This is a genomic window from Salinisphaera sp. G21_0 (assembly GCF_017744115.1).
Taxonomy (GTDB): domain Bacteria; phylum Pseudomonadota; class Gammaproteobacteria; order Pseudomonadales; family Endozoicomonadaceae; genus Endozoicomonas.
On sequence record NZ_JAGHQW010000001.1, the window covers coordinates 1 to 26295 of the forward strand.

21 protein-coding genes, 2 tRNA genes and 1 pseudogene are annotated in these 26295 nt (G+C 49.1%); 19 read left to right on the top strand and 5 right to left on the bottom strand.

All coding sequences use genetic code 11. The annotated features are described in order from the left end of the window. A pseudogene (locus J7439_RS26830) lies at positions 1 to 116 on the bottom strand (transposase); the annotation flags it as partial. 389 nt (positions 117 to 505) lie between these two features. Between J7439_RS26830 and J7439_RS00005 the strand changes: the two are divergent. Continuing rightward, complete coding sequence (locus J7439_RS00005) at positions 506 to 961, top strand: hypothetical protein (RefSeq protein WP_209199577.1); 456 nt, start codon at positions 506 to 508, stop codon at positions 959 to 961. Positions 962 to 1391: 430 nt separating this feature from the next. Then, a complete protein-coding gene (locus J7439_RS00010) occupies positions 1392 to 3836 on the top strand; it encodes a macro domain-containing protein (protein ID WP_209199578.1) in 2445 nt (814 codons plus the stop codon). Between the two features lie 483 nt (positions 3837 to 4319). On the opposite strand, the gene J7439_RS00015 is transcribed toward J7439_RS00010, so the two are convergent. Then, positions 4320 to 5300: a transposase gene (locus J7439_RS00015; RefSeq protein ID WP_209199579.1), complete on the bottom strand. Its 981-nt coding sequence runs from the start codon at positions 5298 to 5300 to the stop codon at positions 4320 to 4322. Positions 5301 to 5996: 696 nt separating this feature from the next. Continuing rightward, positions 5997 to 6083, bottom strand: a tRNA-Leu gene (locus J7439_RS00020). 326 nt (positions 6084 to 6409) lie between these two features. Here J7439_RS00020 and queA point away from each other — a divergent pair. The 6 genes from queA (at position 6410) to J7439_RS00050 (ending at position 14661) form a co-directional block, all read left to right on the top strand. Beyond that, positions 6410 to 7438, top strand: coding sequence for a tRNA preQ1(34) S-adenosylmethionine ribosyltransferase-isomerase QueA (gene queA, locus J7439_RS00025; protein WP_209199815.1), 1029 nt, complete (start codon positions 6410 to 6412; stop codon positions 7436 to 7438). A gap of 183 nt (positions 7439 to 7621) precedes the next feature. After that, entirely contained in the window at positions 7622 to 8737 is a 1116-nt protein-coding gene (gene tgt, locus J7439_RS00030) for a tRNA guanosine(34) transglycosylase Tgt (RefSeq protein ID WP_209199580.1), read from the top strand. Positions 8738 to 8924: 187 nt separating this feature from the next. After that, the gene (gene yajC / locus J7439_RS00035) at positions 8925 to 9272 is read left to right on the top strand and encodes a preprotein translocase subunit YajC (protein WP_101746272.1); all 348 of its coding nucleotides are present in this window, start codon (positions 8925 to 8927) and stop codon (positions 9270 to 9272) included. A gap of 144 nt (positions 9273 to 9416) precedes the next feature. Further along, positions 9417 to 11285: a protein translocase subunit SecD gene (gene secD, locus J7439_RS00040; RefSeq protein ID WP_209199581.1), complete on the top strand. Its 1869-nt coding sequence runs from the start codon at positions 9417 to 9419 to the stop codon at positions 11283 to 11285. Between the two features lie 10 nt (positions 11286 to 11295). Next, entirely contained in the window at positions 11296 to 12213 is a 918-nt protein-coding gene (secF, locus tag J7439_RS00045; protein WP_101746270.1) for a protein translocase subunit SecF, read from the top strand. Positions 12214 to 12321: 108 nt separating this feature from the next. After that, positions 12322 to 14661, top strand: coding sequence for an AAA family ATPase (locus J7439_RS00050; protein WP_209199582.1), 2340 nt, complete (start codon positions 12322 to 12324; stop codon positions 14659 to 14661). Positions 14662 to 14733: 72 nt separating this feature from the next. Here J7439_RS00050 and J7439_RS00055 read toward each other — a convergent pair whose 3' ends face one another. Further along, positions 14734 to 15552, bottom strand: coding sequence for an inositol monophosphatase family protein (locus tag J7439_RS00055; RefSeq protein ID WP_209199583.1), 819 nt, complete (start codon positions 15550 to 15552; stop codon positions 14734 to 14736). A gap of 252 nt (positions 15553 to 15804) precedes the next feature. On the opposite strand from J7439_RS00055, the gene J7439_RS00060 reads away from it, so the two are divergent. The 3 genes from J7439_RS00060 (at position 15805) to J7439_RS00070 (ending at position 17713) form a co-directional block, all read left to right on the top strand. Continuing rightward, complete coding sequence (locus J7439_RS00060) at positions 15805 to 16581, top strand: RNA methyltransferase (RefSeq protein WP_286198110.1); 777 nt, start codon at positions 15805 to 15807, stop codon at positions 16579 to 16581. 34 nt (positions 16582 to 16615) lie between these two features. Next, entirely contained in the window at positions 16616 to 17434 is an 819-nt protein-coding gene (cysE, locus tag J7439_RS00065; RefSeq protein ID WP_286196282.1) for a serine O-acetyltransferase, read from the top strand. Between the two features lie 203 nt (positions 17435 to 17637). Continuing rightward, positions 17638 to 17713: transfer RNA gene (locus J7439_RS00070), tRNA-Val, on the top strand. A gap of 72 nt (positions 17714 to 17785) precedes the next feature. Here J7439_RS00070 and J7439_RS00075 read toward each other — a convergent pair. Next, positions 17786 to 19768 (bottom strand): hypothetical protein, encoded by a 1983-nt coding sequence (locus J7439_RS00075; RefSeq protein ID WP_209199585.1) that lies wholly within the window; start codon positions 19766 to 19768, stop codon positions 17786 to 17788. A gap of 450 nt (positions 19769 to 20218) precedes the next feature. Here J7439_RS00075 and iscR point away from each other — a divergent pair, with 450 nt between their 5' ends. The 8 genes from iscR to iscX all read left to right on the top strand — a co-directional run bounded on the left by iscR (position 20219) and on the right by iscX (position 26129). Then, the gene (iscR, locus tag J7439_RS00080) at positions 20219 to 20689 is read left to right on the top strand and encodes a Fe-S cluster assembly transcriptional regulator IscR (RefSeq protein ID WP_209199586.1); all 471 of its coding nucleotides are present in this window, start codon (positions 20219 to 20221) and stop codon (positions 20687 to 20689) included. A gap of 109 nt (positions 20690 to 20798) precedes the next feature. Further along, positions 20799 to 22013 (top strand): IscS subfamily cysteine desulfurase, encoded by a 1215-nt coding sequence (locus tag J7439_RS00085; protein ID WP_209199587.1) that lies wholly within the window; start codon positions 20799 to 20801, stop codon positions 22011 to 22013. Between the two features lie 46 nt (positions 22014 to 22059). Next, entirely contained in the window at positions 22060 to 22464 is a 405-nt protein-coding gene (iscU, locus tag J7439_RS00090) for a Fe-S cluster assembly scaffold IscU (protein ID WP_066016291.1), read from the top strand. A gap of 100 nt (positions 22465 to 22564) precedes the next feature. Then, complete coding sequence (iscA, locus tag J7439_RS00095; protein ID WP_209199588.1) at positions 22565 to 22900, top strand: iron-sulfur cluster assembly protein IscA; 336 nt, start codon at positions 22565 to 22567, stop codon at positions 22898 to 22900. Between the two features lie 179 nt (positions 22901 to 23079). Continuing rightward, positions 23080 to 23622, top strand: coding sequence for a Fe-S protein assembly co-chaperone HscB (gene hscB / locus J7439_RS00100; RefSeq protein WP_209199589.1), 543 nt, complete (start codon positions 23080 to 23082; stop codon positions 23620 to 23622). Between the two features lie 21 nt (positions 23623 to 23643). Next, the gene (hscA, locus tag J7439_RS00105) at positions 23644 to 25521 is read left to right on the top strand and encodes a Fe-S protein assembly chaperone HscA (protein ID WP_209199590.1); all 1878 of its coding nucleotides are present in this window, start codon (positions 23644 to 23646) and stop codon (positions 25519 to 25521) included. Continuing rightward, positions 25522 to 25860: an ISC system 2Fe-2S type ferredoxin gene (gene fdx / locus J7439_RS00110; protein ID WP_209199591.1), complete on the top strand. Its 339-nt coding sequence runs from the start codon at positions 25522 to 25524 to the stop codon at positions 25858 to 25860. A 65-nt stretch (positions 25861 to 25925) separates the two neighbouring features. Further along, positions 25926 to 26129 carry a Fe-S cluster assembly protein IscX gene (gene iscX / locus J7439_RS00115; protein WP_209199592.1) on the top strand — a complete coding sequence of 68 codons (204 nt, stop codon included), beginning with the start codon at positions 25926 to 25928 and terminating at the stop codon, positions 26127 to 26129. Positions 26130 to 26295: the final 166 nt, after the last annotated feature.

A 26295-nucleotide genomic window follows, 5' to 3' on the forward strand; every position in this document is an offset into this window, starting at 1 on the left:
TTTTTGCCTGAGAAATTGTCTTTGCCGCATAGGAAGGCCCTGCGAACACAGCGTGCCATGCAGTGGTAGTAGGGCGTACTGGCTGGATCTATGAGGTTTTTTCGGGCGGTCGTCATGTCATTTTTTTGGTTACTGGGTAGATTTCCTTAATGCCCTTAAGAGGCTCCAGAAGAAAAATAGACAGTGTGGCCGATTAGTCAAATTTTTGGGTGTCCTTTATTTCTATCTTTATTTCTATCTTATTTCTAGTATTTCTAGAGGGGATGCAACTCTTTATAAAAGAGTATTACACGCTAAGCCCGATTTCGACTGGGAAAAGTTTATTAATAGTCTGCTGACAGATAATGTCACACCGGAACTTTCCAATCTTTAGGCTGTCTAAAATATATTGAGAAAATCTGATAGCCCCCTTTGCCATGACAATTCCAGGGGCATAAATTCGCTTTAACCGTGTGGAATCCCGGGGTGTGGGAAATGTCTGACAGCGTCCCACAGGCATTTGGCGGTGAAATCACGAGGTGACTGGTCGGTGAATGGTACTTCTGGAGGTGTCGTATATCCACAGGCTACCCAAGCCTATGGTGCCATTGAAACGGTGTCAGGCTCACCTGATCGTCCGGCTAACCTGACAGCGAGAGCAACTGCATTTGGGCGGCGTTGTTGTGTTAGTGGTTGTGTGAGTGGTTGTGTGAATAGTCGCCTGAGTTCTACGGTCGCGATAGTGGGTGGCTATCTGTTGCTGGTTGGCGGTGGTGTGGGCGGTGCTCTTCTCTATTCCCGGTCCATTGGGCTGGGGCTAGATGACCTTGAGACAGAAACCAACGTCGTCTATGGCGGCATGGCCGGTTTAGTGGTATACGCAGCAGGAGTGTGTTGTCTAGGTGCCTGTAAACGGGTTATGGGTACAAGGGATGTCGAGGCAGCTCAGGGTCGGGAAAATTTACCTGCCGATGCTGATTGAATGTAATATTCAGCTATTTATTGCCATTCTTGGTGCTGCCCGGGCAGGCGCTTCTTCCGGTTAGCCAGTGGAGCAGTCTGTTTTTCCATCACCTGTTTTGGAGCTATGTTCCTAAATTTCAGTCTATTAAAACTATCTTTGAGGCTGTTCGAGAATAGCGCCCGTAGCGAGGATTGCGAGAAATTGAGGCTAAAAATTTCTGATTCTGAGGAGAATAGCGGGGCTATTTGACGAAGAAGAAGGAATTTTTAGACCAATTTATCGCAACTGCATGGATGCAGGAGCTAGAGCAACGCAGGAGCAGTTGCCGTGTAGGGCAGCCTATTCTCGGACAGCCTCCCAGGTAAAAAATAGTTATGGGTCTGTGGTTGATTTGTTTGCTTGTACAATTAAATAAAGGCCCACGCAGCAATATTTTAAGGAGGCTGAAATGTATGGTGCCATTAGAAATTTCTGTGATCAGGTTTGCAATTATGGCCCTCTCGAATTGCAGAAATGTGGTATTAATAAAAATAATCAATTTGTCTGTGGTCGGACGGTTGATTCAATTGATAACAAGCGCCTGCTGGTAGAATTGACAAAGTACCCAACCCTGGAACATATCATTGGCAAAACCACTGTCTCGAAACATGAACTGCCAGTGAATTACCATAATTTAGCGTCTGTTACTGAAAAAACACTACCTGGTGGCAGGGTAACACTGGTTACTTGCCATGAGGGGTTATTGGCATGGGCCGGACGTAAAAATGGTGAAAAAGCCTACGGTATTGTGAGCTCCGTCGACCAGTACATGAAGTTGGACAGAGGTATTGCAGAGGCAATCACAAGCAGGCTTGGAGGTCATGGCGGTCAATATCATCATTGGGCGTCCCGGCAACCTCAAATAAATTTTGGGGAATGTCTCACTTTTGACTTTGTCAGTGCATTCAAACCCCCTGAATTAAGTAACTGCCAGACGGTTCACAATGTATTGGTTCCTATATCAGGCCACAGGTCGTTTGAGGCAATGCTTAAAAAGGCTGTTTTCGAGGTTTTTATTGAGGCTTATCGCAGAGGCCTGGACCGGATTTTCTGTCCTTTGCTCGGTTGTGGTCGTGCCAGTGGCTCGGGAACAGCATTGGCAAAAGCGGTTCTGGCAGCCCGGGATGACTTTGCATTAACAGGCAGGCAGCCACCAGAGCTGATTCTGGTGGGCAGGTCCTCTGAGGCTGCCGATATAAAAGCGTGCATAGCCTTTGACGATCAGTGGTATGCGTCAACCCCCGCATCAAGTCTACCGGTACGCAACGTGACAACGCCCACCAGCCCCGGGGCCATGGAAATTGACACGGCAACCAGCACAGGCAGTGGTGACAACAGGTCAAGCGTGCTGATTCCTGGTCAGCTGGCAATAGTGATGAACCCTGATAATGGTATGTTCGGTTATGCCAGGGAACTCTCGAAACAGGGCATACCCTTTGATCTGGTTAATGCCGCAAATAGGAACATGAGTCATGGCGGAGGTATCGCCCTACGGTTTTCAAATGAGCTTGGTGATACATTTAACCAGGCTACTCATGGCAATGCACCGGTTCAAACTGGTATCTGTTATACCACCGGACCCCACAGTTATGCCACTGACCCCAAGTTTGGCTTGCTTCATTGCCAGCATATTCATAACGTGGTTGCCCCGAATAAGGGTGAATATGACGTGAGTGTTAACAGTTCTGATGCAGGGAGGAAAACACACTCAGAACTGCAAAGGTATCAGAAGGATTTCACCAAGGCGTTTGTTTCTCTACTCCTTTCAAGCAGTAATCACGGTAGCAATACCATTGTCAGTTGTTTTATAGGCTGTAATATTTTTCGTGGCAATGGTTCTGATATGGCCGTTGCTCTCCATGGGGCTTATAAGGATCCCCGTATAAAGCGTTTAACCAAAGTGCCCGAATTGATCCTTGTGGGTTGGCAAGGTAAGACTGATCTGGATGTATACGAAAATTTTATTCGGACTTTCAAGAGTCTGAACAGGTCTGATTCCTTAAGTCTACCCTCGGGGAGGACGCGTTTGGGTGCCTTCCCTGCCAGTACTTCAGACACTGTAGGAGTGGGTGGTGCCATCCCAAAAAGAACCTCCCCTTATTTTGGATCGGGCACAGGCCAATCAACCAGATTTATGCCTGACGTTTCAGCGCCAGAGGAAAAGAGTCTGTCTCGAACAAATCTTTTTCTCCGTGACGCCCTGTCTCCGTGGCAAAAAGAGGAAGTCATTGAGGGACAATTCCCAAGTGGTGGTAAAAAGGTGATTGATTGCGGCGTCTGCGGTGAATCAACACCCAAAAAAGATTCTCTGCCGTATCAAGGGGTCCAGGTTTGCCGGGAATGTTCAGTTTACTACCGGAATCAAGGCCATGACTTATCCGCAAAGCTTGCAGAAGAGTATACGGCAATCAATTATCTACCTCTGGTAGTCTTTCGCAGCAGAAGAGACTTGCCAGGATACGAGGGAGCAGGCCGCATTGTTGTGGGTATCGATGCCACTGCACCTGTCCAATTGAAAAGTGGACGGATGCTGGAAGTTACCCATAAAAATGCAACTCATTTTCTGCCCGATAATGAATTGGGTAATGAGCTTTACAGGCTGCTTGAGATACTCCATGAAGAGAAGTTGATTTATAAAATTGATAAGTCAAATACTACTGGCAAGTTCGGTATCACATTCAACGTCCATTTGAAAACGTTAGACCACGGTGGTGAGGAAAGACATGGTTATCCAGACAGATTTTACCCCCGTCGGGCTTTAGATGAAATAGCGGGGTTGGCAGCAGTACACGGACTTCAGGATAAACTGGACATGTCAAAACTGGTGAGTTTGGTTTTTGGCGAATCTAGTTAAGGAATTCATGGCAGAAAACCAGTTACTTTACTCCGCTGTCATTCCGTACAGGGATTGTACGGAACCCACCTTGCAAGTTGTATCCCTCGTTCTCTGGCTCGTAGTGACTGTCGCTGACGGGTTGTTGTTACGTGTTGTGGGTCTTGAATTGGAACCACAAAGGTCACAAAGAGCACAAAGGAAAAGAAAAGCTCTTCTTCGTGCTCTTTGCCGTAATAAAAACGTAATAAAAAGTGCATAATAAAAAGTAAAATAAAATAAATAAAAAAAAGGACACCCAGTTTTTAAAAAGTGAAGAGAGTACGTCATTTATTCATTTTTTTAAATGATAGTATTGATCATTTTAACAAATTCTCATTAATACCAAGAAAGAAGAGTATAAAAAGTACTCAGCAACAGCCAGATAGAAGTCACTATCGAGACAATATAAGAAAGAGCACTCAGAAAACGCTGGCCACATTAAAGTAAATGAAAATGCGTTGATCAGGCAGGATAGAGATCACCACTCACAGACATACCATGAACCCAGCATTTTCCGGTACTTTCTGCATAAGCCTTCAGTGAAGCCAGCTTGCCGACTGCGCGGTGAAAACGATTCTTCCAGCGCATAGTCTCCAGCCATTCATGTGGGTCAATACCCAAACGCTCCAGGATAGGTGGCACATCGTCAGTTATACGACCACGTTTGCCTTTGCGGACAATTCGGCCAGACCAGTCAACCAGTTCAAAGTAGCTACTGAGTGGGTATGGAATCGCCTGTTCAGGGTTTTGACCCTGAGCTTTTAACGGTTTCAAGTGCGCCTTTTGTTTTTTTCCGTTTGCGCTGTCGTATGACTCAATGCGCTCTTTAATAGAGGTATGTTCTGAGGTTTCCAGCGTTGCGGCAATTTTTGCCCGGATGGGGTTTAAGTCGACATAGGCCATGCAAGTCAGCAATGCTGCCTCATCTAACAGGGCCTGACTTTTGTAACGACCTTCCCAAAAGCGTCCTTTGCACTCATCCTCTTTATTGGCCAGCCGGGCTAAGTATTCGTTGAGACAGCGCATGAACCAGCTGATATCCATTAAACGACCTAGGTACTCCTGAGCATATTCTTCGACGCGCAGCAGCTCTGCTTTGCCTGGCTGGTCGCCGGCAAGATAACGCTGAACCAGGTGCGGGCCAGAAAACAGCTGCGTCCAGCGTTGTAAGACTTCTTTGGTGTCCCATTTTTTGGCTTGCTGACTATTGATATGGAGCACCACATGATAATGATTCGACATCACCGCATAAGCACAGACTTCCAGAGCAAAAATACCAGAAAGCGCTTTCAACCGATCAACCACCCACTGCCTGCGATGCTCAAAGTTTTTGCCTGAGAAATTGTCTTTGCCGCATAGGAAGGCTCTGCGAACACAGCGTGCCATGCAGTGGTAGTAGGGCGTACTGGCTGGATCTATGAGGTTTTTTCGGGCGGTCGTCATGTCATTTTTTTGGGTTACTGGGTAGATTTCCTTAATGCCCTTAAGAGGCTCCAGAAGAAAAATAGACAGTGTGGCCGAATAGTCAAATTTTTGGGTGTCCTTTATTTTTTCTGATACCAATCAGAGCAACCAGAGCCAGCAACACACCGACAATCATCAACACCCAAGCCATAATCCTTTTCCAGATTTCATTCTTATTTAACCCAGCCTTCACACCGGGCAGTTAGGAAATAATATACGCCAATCGCCGTATCAGAGTAACAGCCTGAATCAATAGAACCAATCAACCCACGCCAAAAGCCGTACAACCCACCAACCACGCGACCCACCGCGCTGAAAAACCAACCAACCTGAAAAAATCACTCCTCCTCGCCCCGCCTTCGCGCTTTTTGCTCCATTTTTGTGCAACTTTTTGCGATGTGCAGAAGGGTAGCCAGACAGCCCTGTTACTGGGTGTCACACAGGATTTACCCATTGCACGGTGTGCAGCTTTGTATCAGTTGAGTGTAATTCCACAGAAAGGGAAAGGTGGGTAAACTCTATAAGCGGTGCGGGTTGTCAGACAGAATTCAGCCTGCACACCTGTGACACCTTTGTGACATTTTCGGCATTGTGACACACTGGTGACACCTAAAAAATGACAGGCATAAAAAAAGCTCCAGGCCTTGATATTACTAGGCTGGAGCTTCTTAAAATTGGTACCAGTGGTCGGACTCGAACCGACACGCCCGCAAAGGCAACGGATTTTGAATCCGTCATGTCTACCAATTCCATCACACTGGCATTTGATAAGGCTGAGCTTATGTCATCTGTTCGCTGATTTCAAAACTTTTCTCATTGAATGAAAAGCTGAGTCTGGCTGGCGAAGTGGCGCTTGCTCAAGTGCGGCGAAGTATATCAAAGAGATTATTGAGATCAAGCAGTTATTGAACAGTGGGAGCAAAAAAGTAAGTTAAGTCCGTAACGTGGCATGGGATAGCCCTCCTGACACTTCCTTCGTTTTGCAGTATCCTTCGGTGCTTTTTTAATATGACTGGTTTTTCTGTGTTTTTTCCCATAAGTGGCGTGGGCTGCTTTTGGGAATGACGACATTAACCACCGGATTGTCCATGCAAGTCAGTGATTTTGATTTTGATCTGCCCGATGAGCAGATTGCCCGGTTTCCTGCAGAGGATCGTACCGGTAGCCGCCTTCTGTGCCTTGATGGCAACAGTGGTGAGGTTCGGCATCAACAGTTTTCTGATATAGAAAGTCTGCTTGAGCCCGGTGATCTGTTGGTGCTGAATAATACCCGGGTGATTCCGGCCCGTTTGTATGGTCAGAAAGAGACGGGTGGCAAAATTGAGGTGCTGATTGAGCGAGTGGTGGAGGATAACCTGGCGCTGGCCCAGGTTAGGGCCAGCAAGTCGCCAAAGCCGGGCACTGTGTTATTGCTGGCAGATGGTGCGGTGCGTGTTGTTGTGGAAGGGCGTCAGGATTTTTTGTTTATTCTCCGGTTTGAAACATCGGTTTTACCGCTGCTGCTGGAACACGGCCATATGCCATTGCCACCTTATATTGATCGTGAAGATGGTGATAGTGATCGTCTGCGCTATCAAACGGTGTTTGCAGCAAAGGATGGCGCGGTGGCGGCACCAACGGCAGGGCTCCATTTTGATGAAGCATTGCTGGCGCGTCTTGAGGCCAAAGGCGTTCAGAAAGTATTTGTGACGCTTCATGTGGGCTCAGGAACGTATCAGCCGGTTCGGGTTGAAAAGATTGAAGATCATGTGATGCACGCGGAGTATATCGAAGTTTCTGAAGCTGTCTGTCAGGCGGTGCGGGAAACCCGAGCCAGGGGTAACCGTGTTGTTGCGGTTGGTACCACGTCGGTGCGCAGCCTTGAGTCGGCCTCGGCATCCGGTGAGATTGCCCCGTTCCAGGGGGATTCCAGCATCTTTATTTATCCGGGTTATGAGTTTCGCAGTGTGGATTTGATGGTGACCAATTTTCATCTGCCGCAATCCACCTTGTTAATGCTGGTCAGTGCTTTTGCCGGTCGGGAAAATGTGCTGGCTGCCTATAAAGAAGCCGTTGAGCAAAAGTACCGTTTCTTCAGTTATGGCGATGCCATGTTGCTGACCCGTAAGGCTGACTGAGAATGGTACGGCAAGAGATATAAAAGAAGGGAACCACAAAGGCACAAAGACACAAAGACACAAAGGTTTTTTTGTTTTTTCACAGCACACAGGAAAGCCCTTTCTTTGTGCCTTGGTGTCTTTGTGGTTCACAGCTTGTGTTTTACCAAGAGCTATACAACATTCATGACAAGAGAATGCTTTATGCAGTTTGAGCAGCTGGCTACCGATGGCAAAGCCCGTCGTGGTCGGCTGACCTTTCCCCGTGGCACGGTTGAAACACCATGCTTTATGCCGGTGGGAACCTATGGCACGGTAAAAGGCATGTTGCCAAGGGATATTAAAGAGATCGGTGCAGAAATTATTCTGGGTAATACCTTTCATTTGATGCTGCGTCCGGGCACCGAAATTATTCAGAAGCATGGCGACCTGCACGACTTTAACCAGTGGCACGGTCCGATTCTGACGGACTCCGGTGGCTTTCAGGTTTTCAGTCTGGGCAAGTTGCGCAAAATTACCGAAGAGGGCGTTTCTTTCCAGTCTCCGGTGGATGGTTCCAGGGTGTTCCTGAACCCGGAGATTTCCATGCAGGTTCAGCGTGAGCTGGGTTCGGACATCGTGATGATTTTTGATGAGTGTACGCCGGGTGATGCTAATGAAGAGCAGGCGCGTACCTCTATGGAGCTTTCTCTGCGTTGGGCGGCTCGCTCCAAAGCGGCTCACGGTGAAAGTCCTTCTGCCCTGTTTGGCATTATCCAGGGGGGCATGTTTGAAGAGTTACGTGATGTGTCCCTTGCAGGTCTGACAGAGATTGGCTTTGATGGTTATGCCATTGGCGGTCTTTCCGTGGGTGAAAGCAAAGAGGATATGATGCGTATTCTCTCCCATATCACCCATAAAATTCCCGGGACCCATCCCCGTTACCTGATGGGTGTTGGCAAGCCGGAGGATATTGTCGAGGCGGTTCGTCGTGGTGTCGATATGTTCGACTGTGTTATGCCAACCCGTAACGCCCGCAATGGTCACCTGTTTGTCGATGAAGGGGTGATCAAGATCCGCAACTCGGTTCACAAGATGGACGAGCGTCCGCTGGAAGCGCATTGTGATTGCTATACTTGCCAGAATTTCAGTCGCTCATATCTGCATCATCTGGATAAGTGTGGTGAGATTCTCGGCTCCATGCTGAACACCATCCATAACCTGCGCTATTACCAGCGAGTGATGGCCGGTCTGAGAGGCGCTATCGAAGAAGGTAAGCTGGAAGCGTTTGTTGCCGAGTTCTATCGCAGGCGTGGGCAGGATGTGCCTGACTGGGGTTGATATTTTCTGGATAGTCCCAACTAACAGTCTGTTCATGTAAATCCGGACAGGCTCCTGGGATTGATGCTTTTGGAATTGGACTCTGCCACCGCTTTTGCCCGCTTTCGGCGCAAGGGTGGGTTCCGGACTGGTTGTTTTTCAGGTAAATTGCTGCGTCAACGGTAATAATACGATTAGGAGTATTGGAATGATTCCTTTCATCAGTCAGGCACACGCTGCTGCAGAAGGTGGTGCGGCTGCTGCGGCAGCTGGGCCGGGTATGATCGGTCAGCTGGTGATGCTGGGTGGTTTTGTGCTGATCTTCTGGCTGCTGATCTGGCGCCCCCAGAGCAAGCGTGCCAAAGAGCACAAAAACCTGATTGCCGGTCTGGCCAAGGGTGATGAGGTGGTTACCACTGGCGGTATTCTTGGCAAAGTCAGCAATGTAACGGACGAGTTTGTGACCCTGCAGGTTGCCGACAATATGGAACTGAACTTCCAGAAAGGTTCTGTGGCCGCTACCCTGCCCAAAGGTACCATCAAGGCCATCAAGTAACTTTTAGAAAAGCAGCCTTTTTTGGCTGCTTTCTTTTACCAAATGGACTGTGCCATAGGCCTATGCCGGAAAAGACTTTCCCGGCATAGGCCGTATAACAATGCCGCTGTTGCGCATCACTATTAAATCAGGAACCGGTGAGCCATGCTCAATCGCTATCCATTGTGGAAGTACCTGCTGATTCTGGTCATCGTAGGTCTCGGGTTTATTTATGCCCTTCCCAATCTTTACCCCGCAGACCCGGCAGTGCAGGTGACTGGTGCCAGTTCGTCCAGAGTGATGGATGAGCGCGTTCAGCAACGTGCTGAAAAGGCTCTGGCAGCGGCCAATGTTGATATCAAGTCTGTTGAACTTGACGACAAGGCATTGCTGATTCGTCTGAACCGTGCCGATCAGCAGCAGTTGTCGAAATCGCTGATCAAAGAAGCGCTTGGGGATGACTATATTGTGGCCATCAATCTGGCCCAGACGACGCCGGAATGGTTAACTTCTATCGGGGCCTACCCCATGAAGCTCGGGCTTGACCTGTCAGGTGGTGTTCACTTCCTGCTGGAGGTGGACACGGCGAAAGCCCTGCAGCTGAAAATGGATATTGCCACCTCAGAAATTCGAACTTCCCTTCGTAAAGAAAAGCTTCGCTATCGCACCATGCCTGAGCGTGTCGATGGAGCACGACAGCTGGCATTTAATGACGTGTCATCCCGTGACCAGGCAGCCCGCCTGATCAGCACAGATTTTCCTGATTTGACGGTTGAGAACGCTGACGTTAATGGTCGCCCTGTGCTTTCTTATCGCTACTCTGAAACGGCCATTAAAGAGATTGAAGATTATGCGGTGCGTCAGAACCTGACCACGGTCCGTAACCGTGTCAATGAGTTGGGTGTGTCCGAGCCATTGGTTCAGCGTCAGGGTCGTAACGGTATCGTTGTTGAGTTGCCCGGTGTTCAGGATACGGCAGAAGCCAAGCGTATTCTGGGTAAGACTGCCAACCTGCAGTTCCGCCTTGAAGCGCTGCCCAATGCTTCCAGGGCCAGCACTGAGTCGTTCAGTTTCCGGGATGCCCGTCGTCCTGCGGTGGATCTTGAGCGGGATATCATTATTACCGGTGACCAGGTGTCCAGCGCCCAGTCCAACTTTGATGCCCAGACCGGTCAGCCACAGGTTAATATCAATCTGGACAGTCATGGCGGTGCTGTAATGAACCGTGCTACCCGTAATAACGTGGGGCGTGCCATGGCGGTTATCTTTATTGAGCAGAAGCCTGTGACCAAAGTGGTCACCAAAACAGTCGACGGTAAGCAGGTTAAGGAAACGATTCCGGGTTTTCAGCAGGAAGAGAGTATTATCAGCCTGGCCACCATTCAGAGTGCGTTGGGTAATCAGTTCCGTATTACCGGCCTGAACTCCACTGCCGAGGCTTCTGAGCTGGCGTTGTTGTTGAGAGCGGGTTCCCTGGCTGCTCCGATGTATTTCGCTGAGGAAAGAACGGTGGGTCCAAGCCTTGGTGCGGAGAATATCCAGATGGGTATTCATTCTACCGTTATCGGTCTGATTCTGTTGCTGATCTTTATGGTTGTGGTTTACCGGGTGTTTGGCGTGCTGGCGAATCTTGCCCTGGCCATGAATCTGGTGCTGCTGATAGCGGTGATGAGCCTGTTTGGTGCCACACTGACGATGCCGGGTATCGCCGGTATTGTGTTGACGCTGGGGATGGCGGTGGATGCCAATGTGCTGATTTTTTCCCGTATTCGGGAAGAGATTCGCGGTGGTCGGCCGGTTCAGCGGGCGATCCATGACGGTTTTGACCGGGCGTTTGTCTCAATCTTCGACGGCAATATCACCACGCTGCTGGTGGGGATCATCCTGTTTGCCGTAGGAACCGGGCCAATCAAAGGTTTTGCGGTCACCCTGTGTATCGGTATTCTGACGTCTATGTTCACAGCCATTGTTCTGACACGTGCTCTGGTTAACCTGACCCATGGCGGTCGTAACCTGAAGAAACTGTATATTTGAGGTGGCAGTGATGAATGATTTGAAAGTCATCAATTTCATGCGGCTGCGCTCCTACGCTTCGGTGCTGTCGCTGTTGTTAATGCTGGGCTCTGTTGGTGCTCTTGCGGTTAAGGGGATTAACTGGGGGCTGGATTTTACCGGTGGTACGCTGATTGAGCTGGTGTATGATCAGCCGGTGAAAACGGCTGATATCCGTGATCAGCTGGCAACCGCCGGTTATGACAACGTTGTCGTTCAGGAGTTTGGTTCCGCCGAGGATATTCTGGTTCGTATTCCCGGTGATGATCCGAAAATGGGGGCATCAGTTGCCGGTCTTCTGGGGCAGAACTATGACGGTAATGTTGAGGCTGTGCGCGTTGAGTTTGTCGGGCCTCAGGTGGGTGAGAGGCTGAGGGAGCAGGGCGGCCTTGGTATGCTGTTCGCCATGTTGCTGATTACGCTCTACATCGCTTTCCGCTTCCAGTTCAAGTTCTCGGTTGGTGCGATTCTGTCGCTGGCTCACGATGTGATTTTCACCCTGGGCCTGTTTGCCCTGTTAGGGCTGCAGTTTGACCTGACGGTGATGGCGGCGCTGCTTGCAGTGATTGGTTACTCACTGAACGACACTATTATTGTTTATGATCGAATCCGTGAGAATTTCCGCAAGCTGAGAAAAGGGGATGCCGATGAGGTGATCAATGTGTCATTGACCCAGACCCTGGGTCGTACATTGGCCACTTCCGGTACCACCTTGATGGTGTTGCTGGCCTTGTTCCTGTTCGGTGGCGAAATGATTCATAACTTTGCCCTTGCATTGATTGTGGGGGTGGGTGTTGGTACTTACTCCTCCATCTATATCGCTTCCAATATGCTGATCTACATGAGGATCAGCAGGGAAGATCTGATTGTTCCGGTGAAGGAAAATGAAGACTCTGAGCAGATGCCATAACGCATCGGGTTGAAGAGGTTAAAAACCGGCAATTTTGCCGGTTTTTTTTGGTCTATAGTAAATTTCCTGCAAGGCAGGGCATCCTGAATACCAATTAAAGAGGTTGCTATGTTTACGGGAAATAATTTTCATCCATTTCGTCATGATGTAACCGTTAACCATCGCGAAACTGATTCGGGTGCCCAGGGAGGTGCAGATGGTTCTTTTGATAGCCGCTCTGTTAGTCCTTCACAAGGCTCTGCTTCGCAATATTTACAATACATGAAAGATCGGGAGGTGCTATTTGGACGACCGCAGGAGGATTGTATCGGGGAGGGTGGTGACCGTCTCAGGCGTCATGACAGCATTATGCCGATATTGTCGGATAAGTTTGAGGCTAAACTGAGTGGAGGCATTGAGGCAGCAACAACAGACGGTGGTAGCAGATTAAACACCGACAGGTACAGGGACGTATGGCTTTCCGGGCCAGAACCGAACAGTGTGATTGTGGCAAATGGAACACCACTTGATTCTACCTATGCGTGTTTGAATGGCAGAAATGGCTCCACCCAGGTGGTAAAAGTATTGAAACGAAATGATGTTGCGCCTGAAACAGCCTATTTAACGCAGGTGATGAGAAGTAACTGCCAACTGCCTTCCTCTGAGATGACGATTGATTTAACGCCAGTGGTTGTCACTGATGACTGCTGGGATTCAGTGGCGCTCCATATTCAGCTTCTCACGACTGTCAAAAGTGCTCCCCGGGGCCCCGGTGGGCGCGAGCCAGTAATTAAGACCTGGCAGGCTATTTCAGGGGCATTTCTGCGAATGTGTCACCGTTCCGGTTGTCCACTGCAGGACTCCCGATCCTATTTATTCAAGGATGGTGACCATTTTTTGGTTGCCAGTGTAACGCTCAGATCCTCTGGAGATGTCCGGGAGTCTACTGTTGGCCTGCTGGCCAGGGATGCCCGGGTTTCGAGTATTACCGTCAATGCCAGTTTAAGAAAAAAACTGAACATTACTGATATTCCTGCGGCCATAGATATCAAGAAGCTTGCGGAAAAGTTTGACTACAATGGTGAAGCTTACGGTATTGGTGGTGCGAATGAGGCCATTCGACAGTTTATAGATGCGTTTATCAGTCCACGACTAGTGCCGGATAAGCTGAAAAATACCATGAAATGTCAACTTACCAGGGGGGGGATTCTTTCGGGGCCTCCGGGTACGGGCAAGACGCTGTTTATCCGGGTTATTGAGTCCTTGCTCAGGGAGAACGGCTTTACTGTATCGACCCAAATCATTTCCGGGCCGGAGGTTTTTACCAAGTATGTCGGTGAGTCTGAGCAGCGCGTCAGGGCGATTTTTTCGGATGACGGCCTGGAAAATAAACAGAGTCTTCGTCTGGTGTTAATTGACGAAATTGATTCGATGCTACCGGCCAGGGGGAGGGCGGGCGATAATGGCATCGGGGATAAAGTCGTTAATCAGTTTTTGACCTGCATGGATGGCGTTAATGTGCAAAGTGGCCTGATTGTGTTCGGCACAACCAATCGGCCAGACCTGATTGACCCGGCCGTGATGCGCCCCGGGCGCATGGATATGCAGATGAAGTTTAATTTGCCAGAAGGCGACCAGCGTCTTCAGATTTTAAAGATTCAGACCAGGAATCTGTCGGATGGCGGGATGTTGAATCCGGATGTCTCTCTTGAAGAGCTGGCGAAAAATACCGTCGGCTTCAGTGGTGCTGAACTTGGATCCCTGGTGGAGAAGGCCATGCAATCGGCTCTGCGCAGGGGGCAGGGGTTGGCAGAGAGTGACACTTTTTTTTGTCCTCAGGCGCTCAGTCAATTAGCGACACTGGATGTCAGTATGGCTGATTTCAAATGGGCTTTTGCCCGGGTTCAGCCGCAGTTTGGGAAAAGTAATTTCATGTCCCTGGCGGGGAAAACCTTCGACTATGAGGGTTATTCACCAGAAATGGTCAGTGAGCTTAAGATGACACTGGCTGATTTTAAGCAGGATGATTCCTGCTCTACCATGCGTATCCTTATCATAGGGCCTCCGGGTAGCGGTAAATCAACACTGGCTGCCCTGGCGAACCATGAGTTTGGTGCGTTTTGCAGCTACGTGTCGGCCGCCGATGTGGTCAAATCCAGGGATCGCACCAGGCCGCTGAATGATGTTTTTGCTGAGCGGCGCAATCATCAGGCCAGGCCGGATTGTCATTATGCGGTGATTGTTGACGATTTTGATACCATGATTAATTACGATGGTACGTTCTATGACCGCGCCATGGTATCTGTGCTGGATGCCCATACCAAGCAATCTCTGCGGGGGGTGGGAGAAGGAAAATTGCTCACGCTGGTCACGGCGACAGAGGACGAAGATGAAGATGAAGAGGGAGGGGCTGATTTTCTTCCCCGTCTGTTTCCCGTACATCTGGTGTTCAGGACGATGGTTGAGTAACGGATATCAAGAAAAGTGAGGCGACTTAGCCTCACTCTGCTTTCAATTACAGATAGGGATTATGGGCAGGGTTCAGTAGCGAAACATACCTTCAGTTACGAAAGGTCTTATGCGCTTCAACACCTCTTTGAAACAGCCGCTGTTACCGGCAACGATCTGGTTGTTCTTCATGTAGGTGTGGCCACCTTTGAAGTCACCAACCAGTCCGCCAGCTTCCTGAATCATCAGTACGCCTGCTGCCATATCGTAGTCCTGCAGGCCGATTTCCCAGAACGCATCCAGACGACCGGCAGCCACATAAGCCAGGTCAAGAGCTGCAGAGCCAGCGCGACGGATACCAGCAGTATCCCCCAGCAGGCTTCTCATCATGTTCAGGTAGCTGTCCAGGTGGTTGATGCCCGGGCTCATGAATGGGATGCCGGTACCGATCAGTGCGCCATCCAGATTTCTCCGGTTGCCAACGCGAATGCGTTTGCTGTTCAGGATGGCACCGTGGCCACGGCTGGCACAGTATTCTTCCTCTTTGAGCGGGTCGAGAATAACGGCGTGTTCAAGGCGTCCGCGGTATTGAACCGCAATGGAAACCGCAAAATGAGGGATGCCATTGATGAAGTTGGTGGTGCCGTCAAGCGGGTCGATGATCCAGAGGTAATCTTTACCTTCACCCTTGCCTTCACGGTGTCCGCTTTCTTCACCGTAGAAGCCATGGTCAGGGTAGGTTTTGCTCAGAGAGGCGATAATGGCCTTCTCAGCAGCCTTGTCAACCTCAGTTACAAAGTCGTTACGGCTTTTGAATTCGATATTAACGTGATCGAGATCTTTGTAGGCGCGGGCTATGATTTCGCCAGCCTGGCGTGCTGCACGCAGCGCCATATTAACCATCGGTTGCATAGGCTTAATTACATCTGAAATGTGAAAGATCGTTTGGGAAAGGGATTGTACCGGATTCAACGAACCGATTGTATCCTGGGCTGTGAAAATGACTGTCTTTCAGAGAGTGGCAACATTTTCACGAAAAAGTGGGGGCGCATTTTGACAGGATGCACTTTAACTTGCAATGGAGTATGTGTGTCTGCCTGTCGGTAGTTTTACTATAAGCTTGGCATTGGCCGTAATTTGAGTACACTGACTGGCTGATACTACATGATGAAGCTAGAGATTCCTGCGGTGCTCGATAATTTTTCCGAGAACATTTCCATAGTGCTGGTCAATCCTTCCCATCCCGGTAACATCGGGGCTGCCGCCCGTGCCATGAAAACCATGGGGTTAAGCCAGTTATGTCTGGTCGCGCCGGATGACTTTCCATCCGGCACTGCAACAGCGTTGGCTTCTGGCGCTGACGATCTCCTGAGAAATGCCAGGGTTTGTGCAACATTGGATGAGGCTCTGGCGGATTGTCAGTTTGTGGTGGGTACCAGCGCCAGGGTAAGAGGTGTTTCTCTCCCGCTGGTGGACCCCCGAACATGCGCCCGGAGTATTATTGACGAAGCAGTGACCCATAAGGTCGCCCTGATTTTTGGCCGGGAAGATAAAGGCCTGACCAATGAACAGTTGCGACGCTGTCATCTGCAGGTGCATATCCCAACCAATGAAGAATTCAGCTCTCTCAACCTCGGGGCGGCGGTACAGGTACTCTGTTACGAGTTGCGGATGATGCAGTTGCTCAGTGCCGATGCCCTTGAGATGCCCGAGCCCCGCAGTCATGAGTTGGCAAATATGGAGGATATGGAGCGTTACTATGATCATCTGTACCAGGTGTTGCTGGAGATTGGTTTTCTCGATCACAGCAGCCACGAGAAGATTATGGCCAAATTGCGTCGCCTTTATGGGCGGGTTCGTCCGGATCGTGTTGAGCTGAGTATTCTTCGGGGGGTTCTGTCAGAAACCCAGCGATGTCTTGCCTCGAAAGAAACAGAATGAGCAGGGCAGGGATAATAACAGACAGGCGCAGACCATGTTTGAGCGAATAAAAGAAGATATTAAAACAGTTATGGACCGGGATCCGGCGGCTCGGAACACGTTTGAGGTGGTGACCAACTACCCCGGGTTGCACGCGTTATTGCTGCACAGGGTGTCGCACAAACTCTGGACGTCGGGGTTTTTCTGGCTGGGGCGCATGCTGTCAACATTTAATCGCTGGTTAACCGGTATTGAGATACATCCGGGCGCTACCATTGGTCGACGCTTTTTTATCGATCATGGTATGGGGGTTGTTATTGGTGAAACGGCGGTCATACACGATGATGTCACCCTTTATCATGGTGTGACGCTGGGAGGTACTTCTCCCAATAAGGGCAAGGAGCATCCGGCTAACCAGGGTAAGCGGCACCCGACGTTGGCTAATGGCGTTGTTGTGGGAGCTGGCGCAAAAGTGCTTGGACCATTTGTGGTCGGAGAGGGAGCCAGGGTTGGATCAAATGCGGTGGTTGTGCGTGCAGTGCCACCGGGGGCAACCGTGGTTGGTATTCCCGGCAGGATTGTAAAGAAGCCGGAGGTGGCGGATGGCAGCGGTGAGCGCCGTCATGCCAATGCGGAAAAGATGGCGGAGAAAATGGGGTTTGATGCCTATGCCGTCACATCTGAAATGCCTGACCCTACCGCCCATGCCATCTCGGCCATGCTGGATCATCTCCATGAAGTGGATTCCCGCTTTGATACTTTGTGCCAGGTGTTAAAAGACCATGGTCTTGAGTGTAAGGTGCGGCCATTGCCAGAGTTAAAGAAAGAAGACTTTGCACCTGTGAAAGAGGAAATTACTTCATCGCTACCATAGCTGTGAGTTTAATCTGACTGGCTTTCCGGTGATGATCTGGCTTTTTTCCTGGTTTGAGCGGGTTGCAAGTGGTGCTTTGTTTCAGAATAATTGTTCCGGTCCCGTGAGCAGTTCCTGAAACATTGCCGCAGCATTTTCTGCTGAAATTGTTGCGGCAAAGGTATTGCATTTTTTAGAAGTATTGATAATATGCGCGGCAATTCAGTCGGTTAGCTCAGTTGGTAGAGCACCACCTTGACATGGTGGGGGTCGCTGGTTCAAGTCCAGTACCGACTACCAGATTTTTATCTTTCCTCAGTAATATCCCTGCACAGCCAGCGATAGCCATTTTGACGATTGGCATTGTTAATCTTAACTTCGTGTTGTCAGTTCTGGTCTGTCTTGGATGCGTAATCCAAATTTGCAGTCTGGGTCGATGAAGTACGCAATCATCGCTTGCACATTTGGAAATCTTTTTGGGTTGACACAACTGTCATTGAGTTCGGCTATTGATCCATCGGTTCGTTTTACCAGTGTGCAGAAATGTTTAGCATTCTGGTCGACACAGACAGCCGTCCAATTCTGTTGCAATACATTTGCTATTGATGATTTGGGAATGATGTCATAATTTACGTGTAGCTCTCTTGGAATACCAAATAACAATACAGGGAAAGCGTTTCCACGATCAATGTGATTCTTAAATTTCTCAGGAAGGTCTCTGGTACGATTGTTTATTTGTTTTGTTGATAGTTGGTATTTATAAAAGCTGCTCCAGTCATTGGCCAGGTTAATAGCTTTTGCACGGTCTTTGCTTTCCATATCTTTTATTCTTTCTTCCTCACTATGCAGTTTATCTTTCAACTTGGCTAAATCTTCTTTATGCCCCGGTAGGAGTAGTTCATTTAGAAAAATAGACTGCGCTATCTCCTCTATCTTTGTTTTATGGGCTACTGGATCTTTCTTTTTTAAGTCTTCAATAGTGTCACGTTTTGTTTGATTGTCGATGGGTGTTTGTCTTATCAGGCCTTCAAGATCTGCCAGTTCCTTACGAAGATTTTTAAGGCTCTTTTGAATTTTAAGTTTTTCTTCAATCTCTTCGTCCGGTATAGGGAGTGTTTCCGGGCAAAGAGCATCCTCGCCAATAAGCTGGTAGGCAGTGACGAAAAAGAGATAATTCTGGTTATGTATTTCACACTGATTTTGTGAGATTGGCAGGCAATCATAGTCTCTGTTTTTAATCCCTTTCAGGGGAAGGTCTTCTGGTTTTGCGTCGGGTGATCTGGCTGCATGGTACATGCTTCTTTGCATTTCTTTTAATTTGTCTAAATCATTCTGCAGTTTCTGAGTGGTATTGCACCATTGACCGCTTTTGAATTGCTCGCGGTAGAGAGCAAATGTATTTTTGAGTGCGCTGCGAATACGTGATTTTGTCTCGGGGTCCCAGCGAGAAGCATTATCAGGGCCGGGAATGTTTATCAGATCAATTTCAGCATCGATATTGTCCAGGAATTGTTGGATTTGCCATTGCACCTTCCCTGAAGGGGGTTGTGCAGCAGTCATTGTCGGTCGTGTCAGTTTTTTTTCGCTTTGATATTCACGCGGTTCAAGGGGCTTTTGTTTGATGGGTGAGGTTTTGCGTGTTGCAAGAGGTTTTTTGTGAGGCGTGTGCGGTATAGATGCTTTTAGCAAACCTGGTGTTGCCTTGGCATGTTTCTTGGGAAAGGTCTTATCTTTGCCCCGTAACGCAGATTTGTCCCATTGGGTGGCAGATGTTGCTGTTGCCCATTCAGTGTAATGTTCTTTTATGGCTCTGTAATATGGTAGTTTGGCACAGGTTAAATCTATTTTGAACTCACCGTCTTTTCCGGGCATGTAGTGAATTTGCCCATCCAGCGATGTGATGGCTGCGGCATCATCGTTAAAATACGCACTATCTGTCTGGTTTTCCAGAAGGCTTTTAAGTCTTTTACAGTGTTCATCCGTCAGCAGGTTTTCATATCTGGATGATGCATTGGCTGATGCCGTTTGTGGGCCTGGAGTCGGGTATTTTTCCTTTAGTGTTGCATCATTGGCTGGCCTGACCAGGGATTTGCTGGCGTTGTGTGGTGCAACCCTGAGCTGCGCGAGGCTTTTAATTTGTGGAGGGAGTTTGTCATAAAATGCCTTCGCAAGCGCTAGATTGCATGGGTTGTTTTTGTGTTCGCCAATCTCTTCGTTGACAATGCAGACAACCCTTCTTCTATTGTTTATCAGGCATGTGTTTTCAGTGTCCAGTCGATATGTGTCGTCTATAAGGCGTTGTTCGAGATGTGTGGAAAAGCTTTGGATCAGGGCTGTGTAGAGTTGAGTATCCATTGTTGCAATCCTTGGGTAAATAATGGTTCTCGGTTGATTCCTTTGTGCGGGAGTCTCGATTTTTGACAAGTATTTTCTCTAAAAGATCCTTGGTTAACGCTTTTGTCAGTGAAACTAACTCTGCTGGAGGGGAATTTGCTGGTCAATTGTGGTGTGCCAGCTACTGGGAAAAGTGTCTTTGAAAGTTGGAACTGCTTTCTATAAAATGCCGAAAAATTATATGAATCTGCTTTTTAACATCTTTTTTATCTCCGATTTATTTGACAATTCGTTTAAGTTTTATCGCTAATAGTTGACTATTTTGCTAAGGTATTTCATAATGCTTCGCAAGTACCTTGAGTCTGTAAATATTCTGCCGTCCGGGGAGTCACGGTTAGGAATCATGGGCTTAAGGTGATCATGAACGGATAAAGAGTGATAACTCTGCCTGAATAGCAAGAGAGATGCTGTATGAGATTGACGACCAAAGGACGTTATGCGGTGACCGCCATGCTGGATCTGGCACTTCATTCCGATCAGGGGCCGGTTTCTCTCGCAGATATATCGGATCGTCAGGAAATCTCTCTCTCTTACCTGGAACAGCTGTTTTCCAAGCTACGTCGTGGTGATCTGGTTTGCAGTGTGCGGGGGCCCGGGGGAGGCTACCGACTCAGTCGTGGTGCTGAAGCTATTTATGTTGCCCAGGTGATCGATGCTGTTAATGAGTCCGTAGACGCTACAAAGTGCAAGGGAGCAGGCGGTTGCCAGAAAGGTGTAACCTGTCTGACCCATCACTTGTGGCAGGACCTGAGTGAGCAGATTCATTCGTTTCTTGGAGGGATCAGCCTCGCTGATCTTGTTGCGCGCAGGGAAGTGCAAAGTGTTGCTATTCGTCAGGATGAGCAGCAAGACAACAAAATTGCCGCTGACACCATCCTGTAAGGCATCTTTTTACAGAGCTTTTAAAAAGATGCGTGTGTAGTGGCATGATGATTTTAACCCTTTGCGAATCAAGGGTATTGAGCGTACTGACCGCCTGGAGATGTACCAGATGAAATTACCTATTTATCTCGATTATTCCGCAACAACGCCGGTTGACCCGCGAGTGGCTGAAAAGATGATTCAGTGCCTCTCTCTTGAAGGTAATTTCGGTAACCCGGCCTCCCGCTCCCATGTTTTCGGCTGGCGTGCTGAAGAGGTTGTTGAAGATGCCCGTCGTCAGGTTGCCGATCTTATTCATGCTGATCCAAGAGAGATTGTCTGGACGTCCGGCGCTACTGAATCCGATAATCTGGCCATCAAAGGTGTTGCTCATTTTTACAGCAAAAAGGGCAAGCACATTGTCACCTCCCGAATTGAACATAAGGCGGTACTGGACCCTTGCCGTCAGCTGGAGCGGGAAGGGTTTGAAGTCACCTACCTGGACCCTGACAGCGATGGCCTGATCACGCCTGAAATGGTGGAAAATGCCCTGCGTGATGACACCATTCTGGTGAGTTTGATGCACGTCAATAATGAGATTGGTGTGATCAACGATATTGAAGCCATTGGTGATCTGACCCGTTCACGCAAGATCGTCTTTCATGTGGATGCAGCGCAAAGTGTTGGCAAAATTCCATTGAATATGGAAACGATGAAAGTTGATCTGTTGTCCATTTCTGCCCATAAACTCTATGGCCCTAAAGGTATTGGTGTCCTTTATGTGCGCCGCAAGCCCCGAATTCGCCTGGAAGCTCAGATGCACGGTGGCGGTCATGAGCGGGGTATGCGCTCCGGTACTCTGGCCACTCACCAGATCGTTGGTATGGGTGAGGCATGCCGTATTGCTGCTGCGGAGATGGATTCAGAAAGAGCGCGTCTGGCTGTGCTGAAAGATCGAGTGCTTTCCCAGCTGTCCGATCTGGAAGAAGTTCATGTTAATGGCTCTCTTGAACAGCGGGTTCCGGGTATTTTGAATATCAGCTTTGCCTTTGTTGAAGGGGAGTCTCTGATGATGTCCCTGAAGGACCTTGCTATCTCCTCTGGCTCGGCATGTACCTCCGCCAGCCTTGAGCCATCTTATGTGCTGAGGGCTCTGGGCTTGAGTGATGAGCTGGCTCATAGTTCCCTGAGGATCAGTCTGGGGCGCTTTACTTCAGAGGCTGAAGTGGATCATGCCGTAGCAGAGATCAGAGAAGCGGTTGCAAAACTGAGAGAGCTGTCACCGCTATGGGATATGTACAAAGATGGCGTTGACCTCAGTCAGGTTGAATGGGTCGCACACTGATTTTTTATGAAGTTTTGCCACAAACAAAACTTCAGAGGAGAGAAAAATGGCATACAGCGAAAAGGTTATCGATCACTACGAGAATCCACGCAACGTAGGTAAGCTTGACCAGGATTCTCAAAGCGTGGGCACTGGCATGGTGGGTGCTCCAGCCTGTGGAGACGTTATGCGTCTTCAGATTCAGGTTAATGATGAAGGCGTTATCGAAGACGCGCGCTTCAAAACCTATGGGTGTGGCTCTGCTATTGCTTCCAGTTCTCTGGCAACCGAGTGGATGAAGGGCAAGACGCTGGATGAAGCGGCAACCATCAAAAATACAGATATTGCCGAAGAGCTGGCACTGCCACCGGTTAAAATTCACTGTTCGGTGCTGGCTGAAGATGCCATCAAGGCGGCAATCGATGACTATCGGGCCAAGCAGAAGCATGATGATGCAGCTCCAGCTGCCTGATGCGGTTCCGTGTATTCATGTGCAGAAGTACTGTCTTTAAATAGTGCAGGAATATAGCCGGTGGAGTCGTTTGGTTTCCCGGAAGTGGATGGAGTTTTAAATGGCAATTACCGTAACCATTGCGGCTGCCCGTCACATCAAAGGGCAGCTTTCCCGCAGAGGCAAGGGATTCGGCATAAGGCTGGGTGTACGTACTTCGGGATGCTCTGGTATGGCCTATGTCCTGGAATTTGTGGATGTAGTTGATGAGGATGATCTGGTTTTTGAAGATCACGAAGTCAAAGTGTTTGTTGACCCGAAAAGTCTGGTTTATCTGGATGGCACAGAGTTGGACCTGGTAAAGGAAGGGCTCAACGAAGGTTTGCAGTTTAACAATCCGAATGCTGCCAGTGAGTGTGGTTGCGGTGAAAGCTTTAATGTTGCTGATGCTGGCTGACGGTAATTTTGAAGCTTTCCGGCTTCGTTAATATTGTTACAGAAGTTGGCTGACACTTTTGATCTGCCTTCCGGCCCGGCTGGTTTCCACTGGTCGGGCCTTATTTATTTAAGGAGTATTCATTCTTTGATGTTAAATGCTCCGGGTTTGTCATTTCTGACTTGGGAATAGATTGCATTGTGGTTGATTTAACCAAAAACTATTTTGAGCTTTTTGAGTTGCCTGTTTCCTGCCAGGTTGATTTGCAACGCCTGTCCAGTCAGTATCGTGCGTTGCAGCGGGCAGTTCATCCTGACCGGTTTGCCGGGGATGATGAGCGTCAGCAGCGTATCTCTATCCAGTATGCTTCCCATGTTAATGAGGCTTTTAATACGCTGAAGCAGCCGTTGCCCAGGGCGATCTATTTGTTGAAGCTGGCAGGCCGTGATGTTGATATGGAGCGCAACACCATTATGGATTCCGGATTTCTGATGGAGCAGATGGAGTTGCGTGAGGCTGTCGCGGATATCAGTTCTGCATCAAATCCTGAGCAGGAAGTTGAGAGGTTGGCCAGTCAGGTGGATGCAGATATTCTTCGATATCTTCAGCAGTTCGAAGGCTTCTGGGTATCTGGAACTGAGCAGGATCTTGAACAGGCAGAAACGGTTGTCAGAAAGATGCAGTTCATGGTAAAGCTGGCGGCTGAACTGGAACAGCTGGAATCCGAGTTGTTGGACGATTAATCAGGAAGAGAAGAGGCAGATATGGCGTTACTGCAGATTTCCGAGCCGGGACAGGCTCCGGAACCTCATCAATACAAGCGTGCTGTAGGCATTGACCTGGGAACCACCAACTCCCTGGTTGCTGCTGTTCGATCAGGTGCTGCTGAGACGCTTCCTGATATCGATGGCCATCATACCTTGCCTTCTGTTGTTCACTATGGCGAACAGGGGATTGATGTTGGCAGCAGCGCAAAAGCCAGTGCGCTGATTGACCCAGGCAATACCATTGTATCTGCTAAGCGCATGATGGGGCGAGGGCTTGAGGATGTTGATGCCCTTGGCGGTGTGTTGCCTTACCGGTTTGTAACCGACGCTTTGGGAAAAAGCGAAGGAATGCCGTTTATCAAAACCCGGCGTGGTGACGTCAGCCCGGTTGAAGTGTCTGCCGAGATTCTCCGTTCTCTGGTTGGTCGTGCAGAAGAGACGCTGGGTGGTGATCTGGATGGTGCCGTGATTACTGTACCGGCGTATTTTGATGATGCCCAGCGACAGGCAACCAAAGATGCTGCCAGGCTTGCAGGGCTGAAGGTGTATCGTCTGCTGAATGAGCCCACTGCGGCAGCCGTTGCCTATGGTCTGGATCAGGGTGGTGAAGGCATTATCGCTGTCTACGACCTTGGTGGTGGCACTTTTGATATCTCGATTTTGCGTCTGGAAAAAGGCGTATTTGAAGTGATGGCCACCGGCGGGGATACTGCCCTGGGTGGTGACGACTTTGACCGTCTGGTGGCACGCTGGATGCTTCGTGAGGCGGGGATTGATGAGTCCTCAATTAACCCATTGCAGCTTCGGGAAGCGATGGTTGAGGCTTGTCGGGTTAAGGAATCGTTGACCGCCGGATCTGAAGTGGAAGTCAACTTTGGTGAGTGGCGTGGCCGGCTGTCCCGTGCGCAGTTTAACGAACTGGTAGATCCCTTGATTGATCGTACTATTCGGGCATTCAAGCGATCCCTTCGGGATGCCGGGCTGAAGGCGAATGAGATTGATGAAGTGGTTATGGTGGGGGGGTCTACCCGCATGCCAAGGGTTCGAGAAAGGGTTGAGGAATTTTCCGGCAGGCAACCGTTGACCTCCATTGACCCTGATCGGGTCGTGGCCGTTGGTGCAGCTCTTCAGGCTAATGTTCTGGCTGGTAATAAATCGGCAGAAGATATGCTGCTGCTGGATGTTATTCCGCTCTCCCTGGGGCTGGAAACCATGGGCGGCCTGATGGAAAAGGTGATTCATCGCAATACCACTATTCCGGTCAGTCGGGCCCAGGAATTTACCACTTACAAGGATGGTCAGACGGCTATGGCTATTCATGTCTTCCAGGGGGAGCGAGAGTTGATTCGTGATAATCGCTCCCTTGCCCGGTTTGAGTTGCGTGGAATTCCCGCTATGCCTGCGGGCGGTGCTAAAATCCGTGTGACCTTTCAGGTGGATGCGGATGGTTTGCTCAGTGTTGCAGCAGAGGAGTTGTCCACCGGGGTTAAGAGCAGTATTCAGGTGAAACCTTCTTATGGTCTCAGTGATTCTGATATCTCCCGAATGCTGAAAGATTCGTTTGCCCATGCCGGTGATGATCGTGATGCAAGGGCGCTGCTTGAGCAGCAGGTTGAGGCTGACCGGGTTGTTGAGGCGCTGGTAGTTGCGCTGGATAAGGATGGTCAAACACTGCTTGATCAAGATGAATACAGTTCATTGCTGGCAGATGTTGAGTCGCTGAAACAGTGCCGTAAAATCGGTGATGCCAAGTCCATTGCCCGTGAAATTGAACGTATTGCCAAGTCCAGTGAAGAATTTGCTGCCCGTCGAATGAACCAGGGTATTCGTCAGGCTCTTTCCGGACAGAAGTTAGATGATTTGGAGGAGTTCTGAATGACTCGTATCGTTTTTCTACCTCACGATGAGTTGTGCCCGGAAGGTGCTGTTCTCGAAGTTGAGCCCGGAGTCACAGTGTGTGACGCAGCTTTACAGAATGGAATTGAAATTGAGCACGCCTGTGAAAAGTCCTGTGCCTGTACAACCTGCCATGTCATTGTCAGAGAGGGCTTCGACAGCATGGAAGAGCCGGATGAACTCGAAGAAGATATGCTGGACAAGGCCTGGGGACTTGAACCTGAGTCCCGACTGAGCTGTCAGGCTGTGGTGGGTGATGAGGAGTTGGTGGTAGAGATTCCCAAGTACACCATTAACCAGGTTTCTGAACGTCGTTGATGTCGGTTGCTGGTCTGTTTGCGGTTTTCCCGAACAGAACAGCGCAATGATCATGGAGTGAGACAATGAGTTTAAAGTGGGCAGATGTTTATGATATTGCCATTGAGCTTTATGAGGCTTATCCGGATGTGGATCCGCGGTATGTTAATTTTGTCGATCTGAGAAGCTGGGTTTTGGCGCTGGACAGTTTTGAAGATGATCCTGAACGTTGTGGTGAAAAGGTGCTTGAGGCCATACAGATGGCCTGGATTGAAGAGTCTGAAGAGTGATTTTTTGGCGTTGAGGCTGAAAGAACTGACACTATCGACTCTATTGTATACAATGCTGCCAGAACTCCTGCTACGGACAGCCTGAGCCAAGACATGGAAAGCTGAGAGAGTCGTACGTTTTTAATAAGTAATAACAATCCCGAAAGGGCACGAAAATGACAATCTG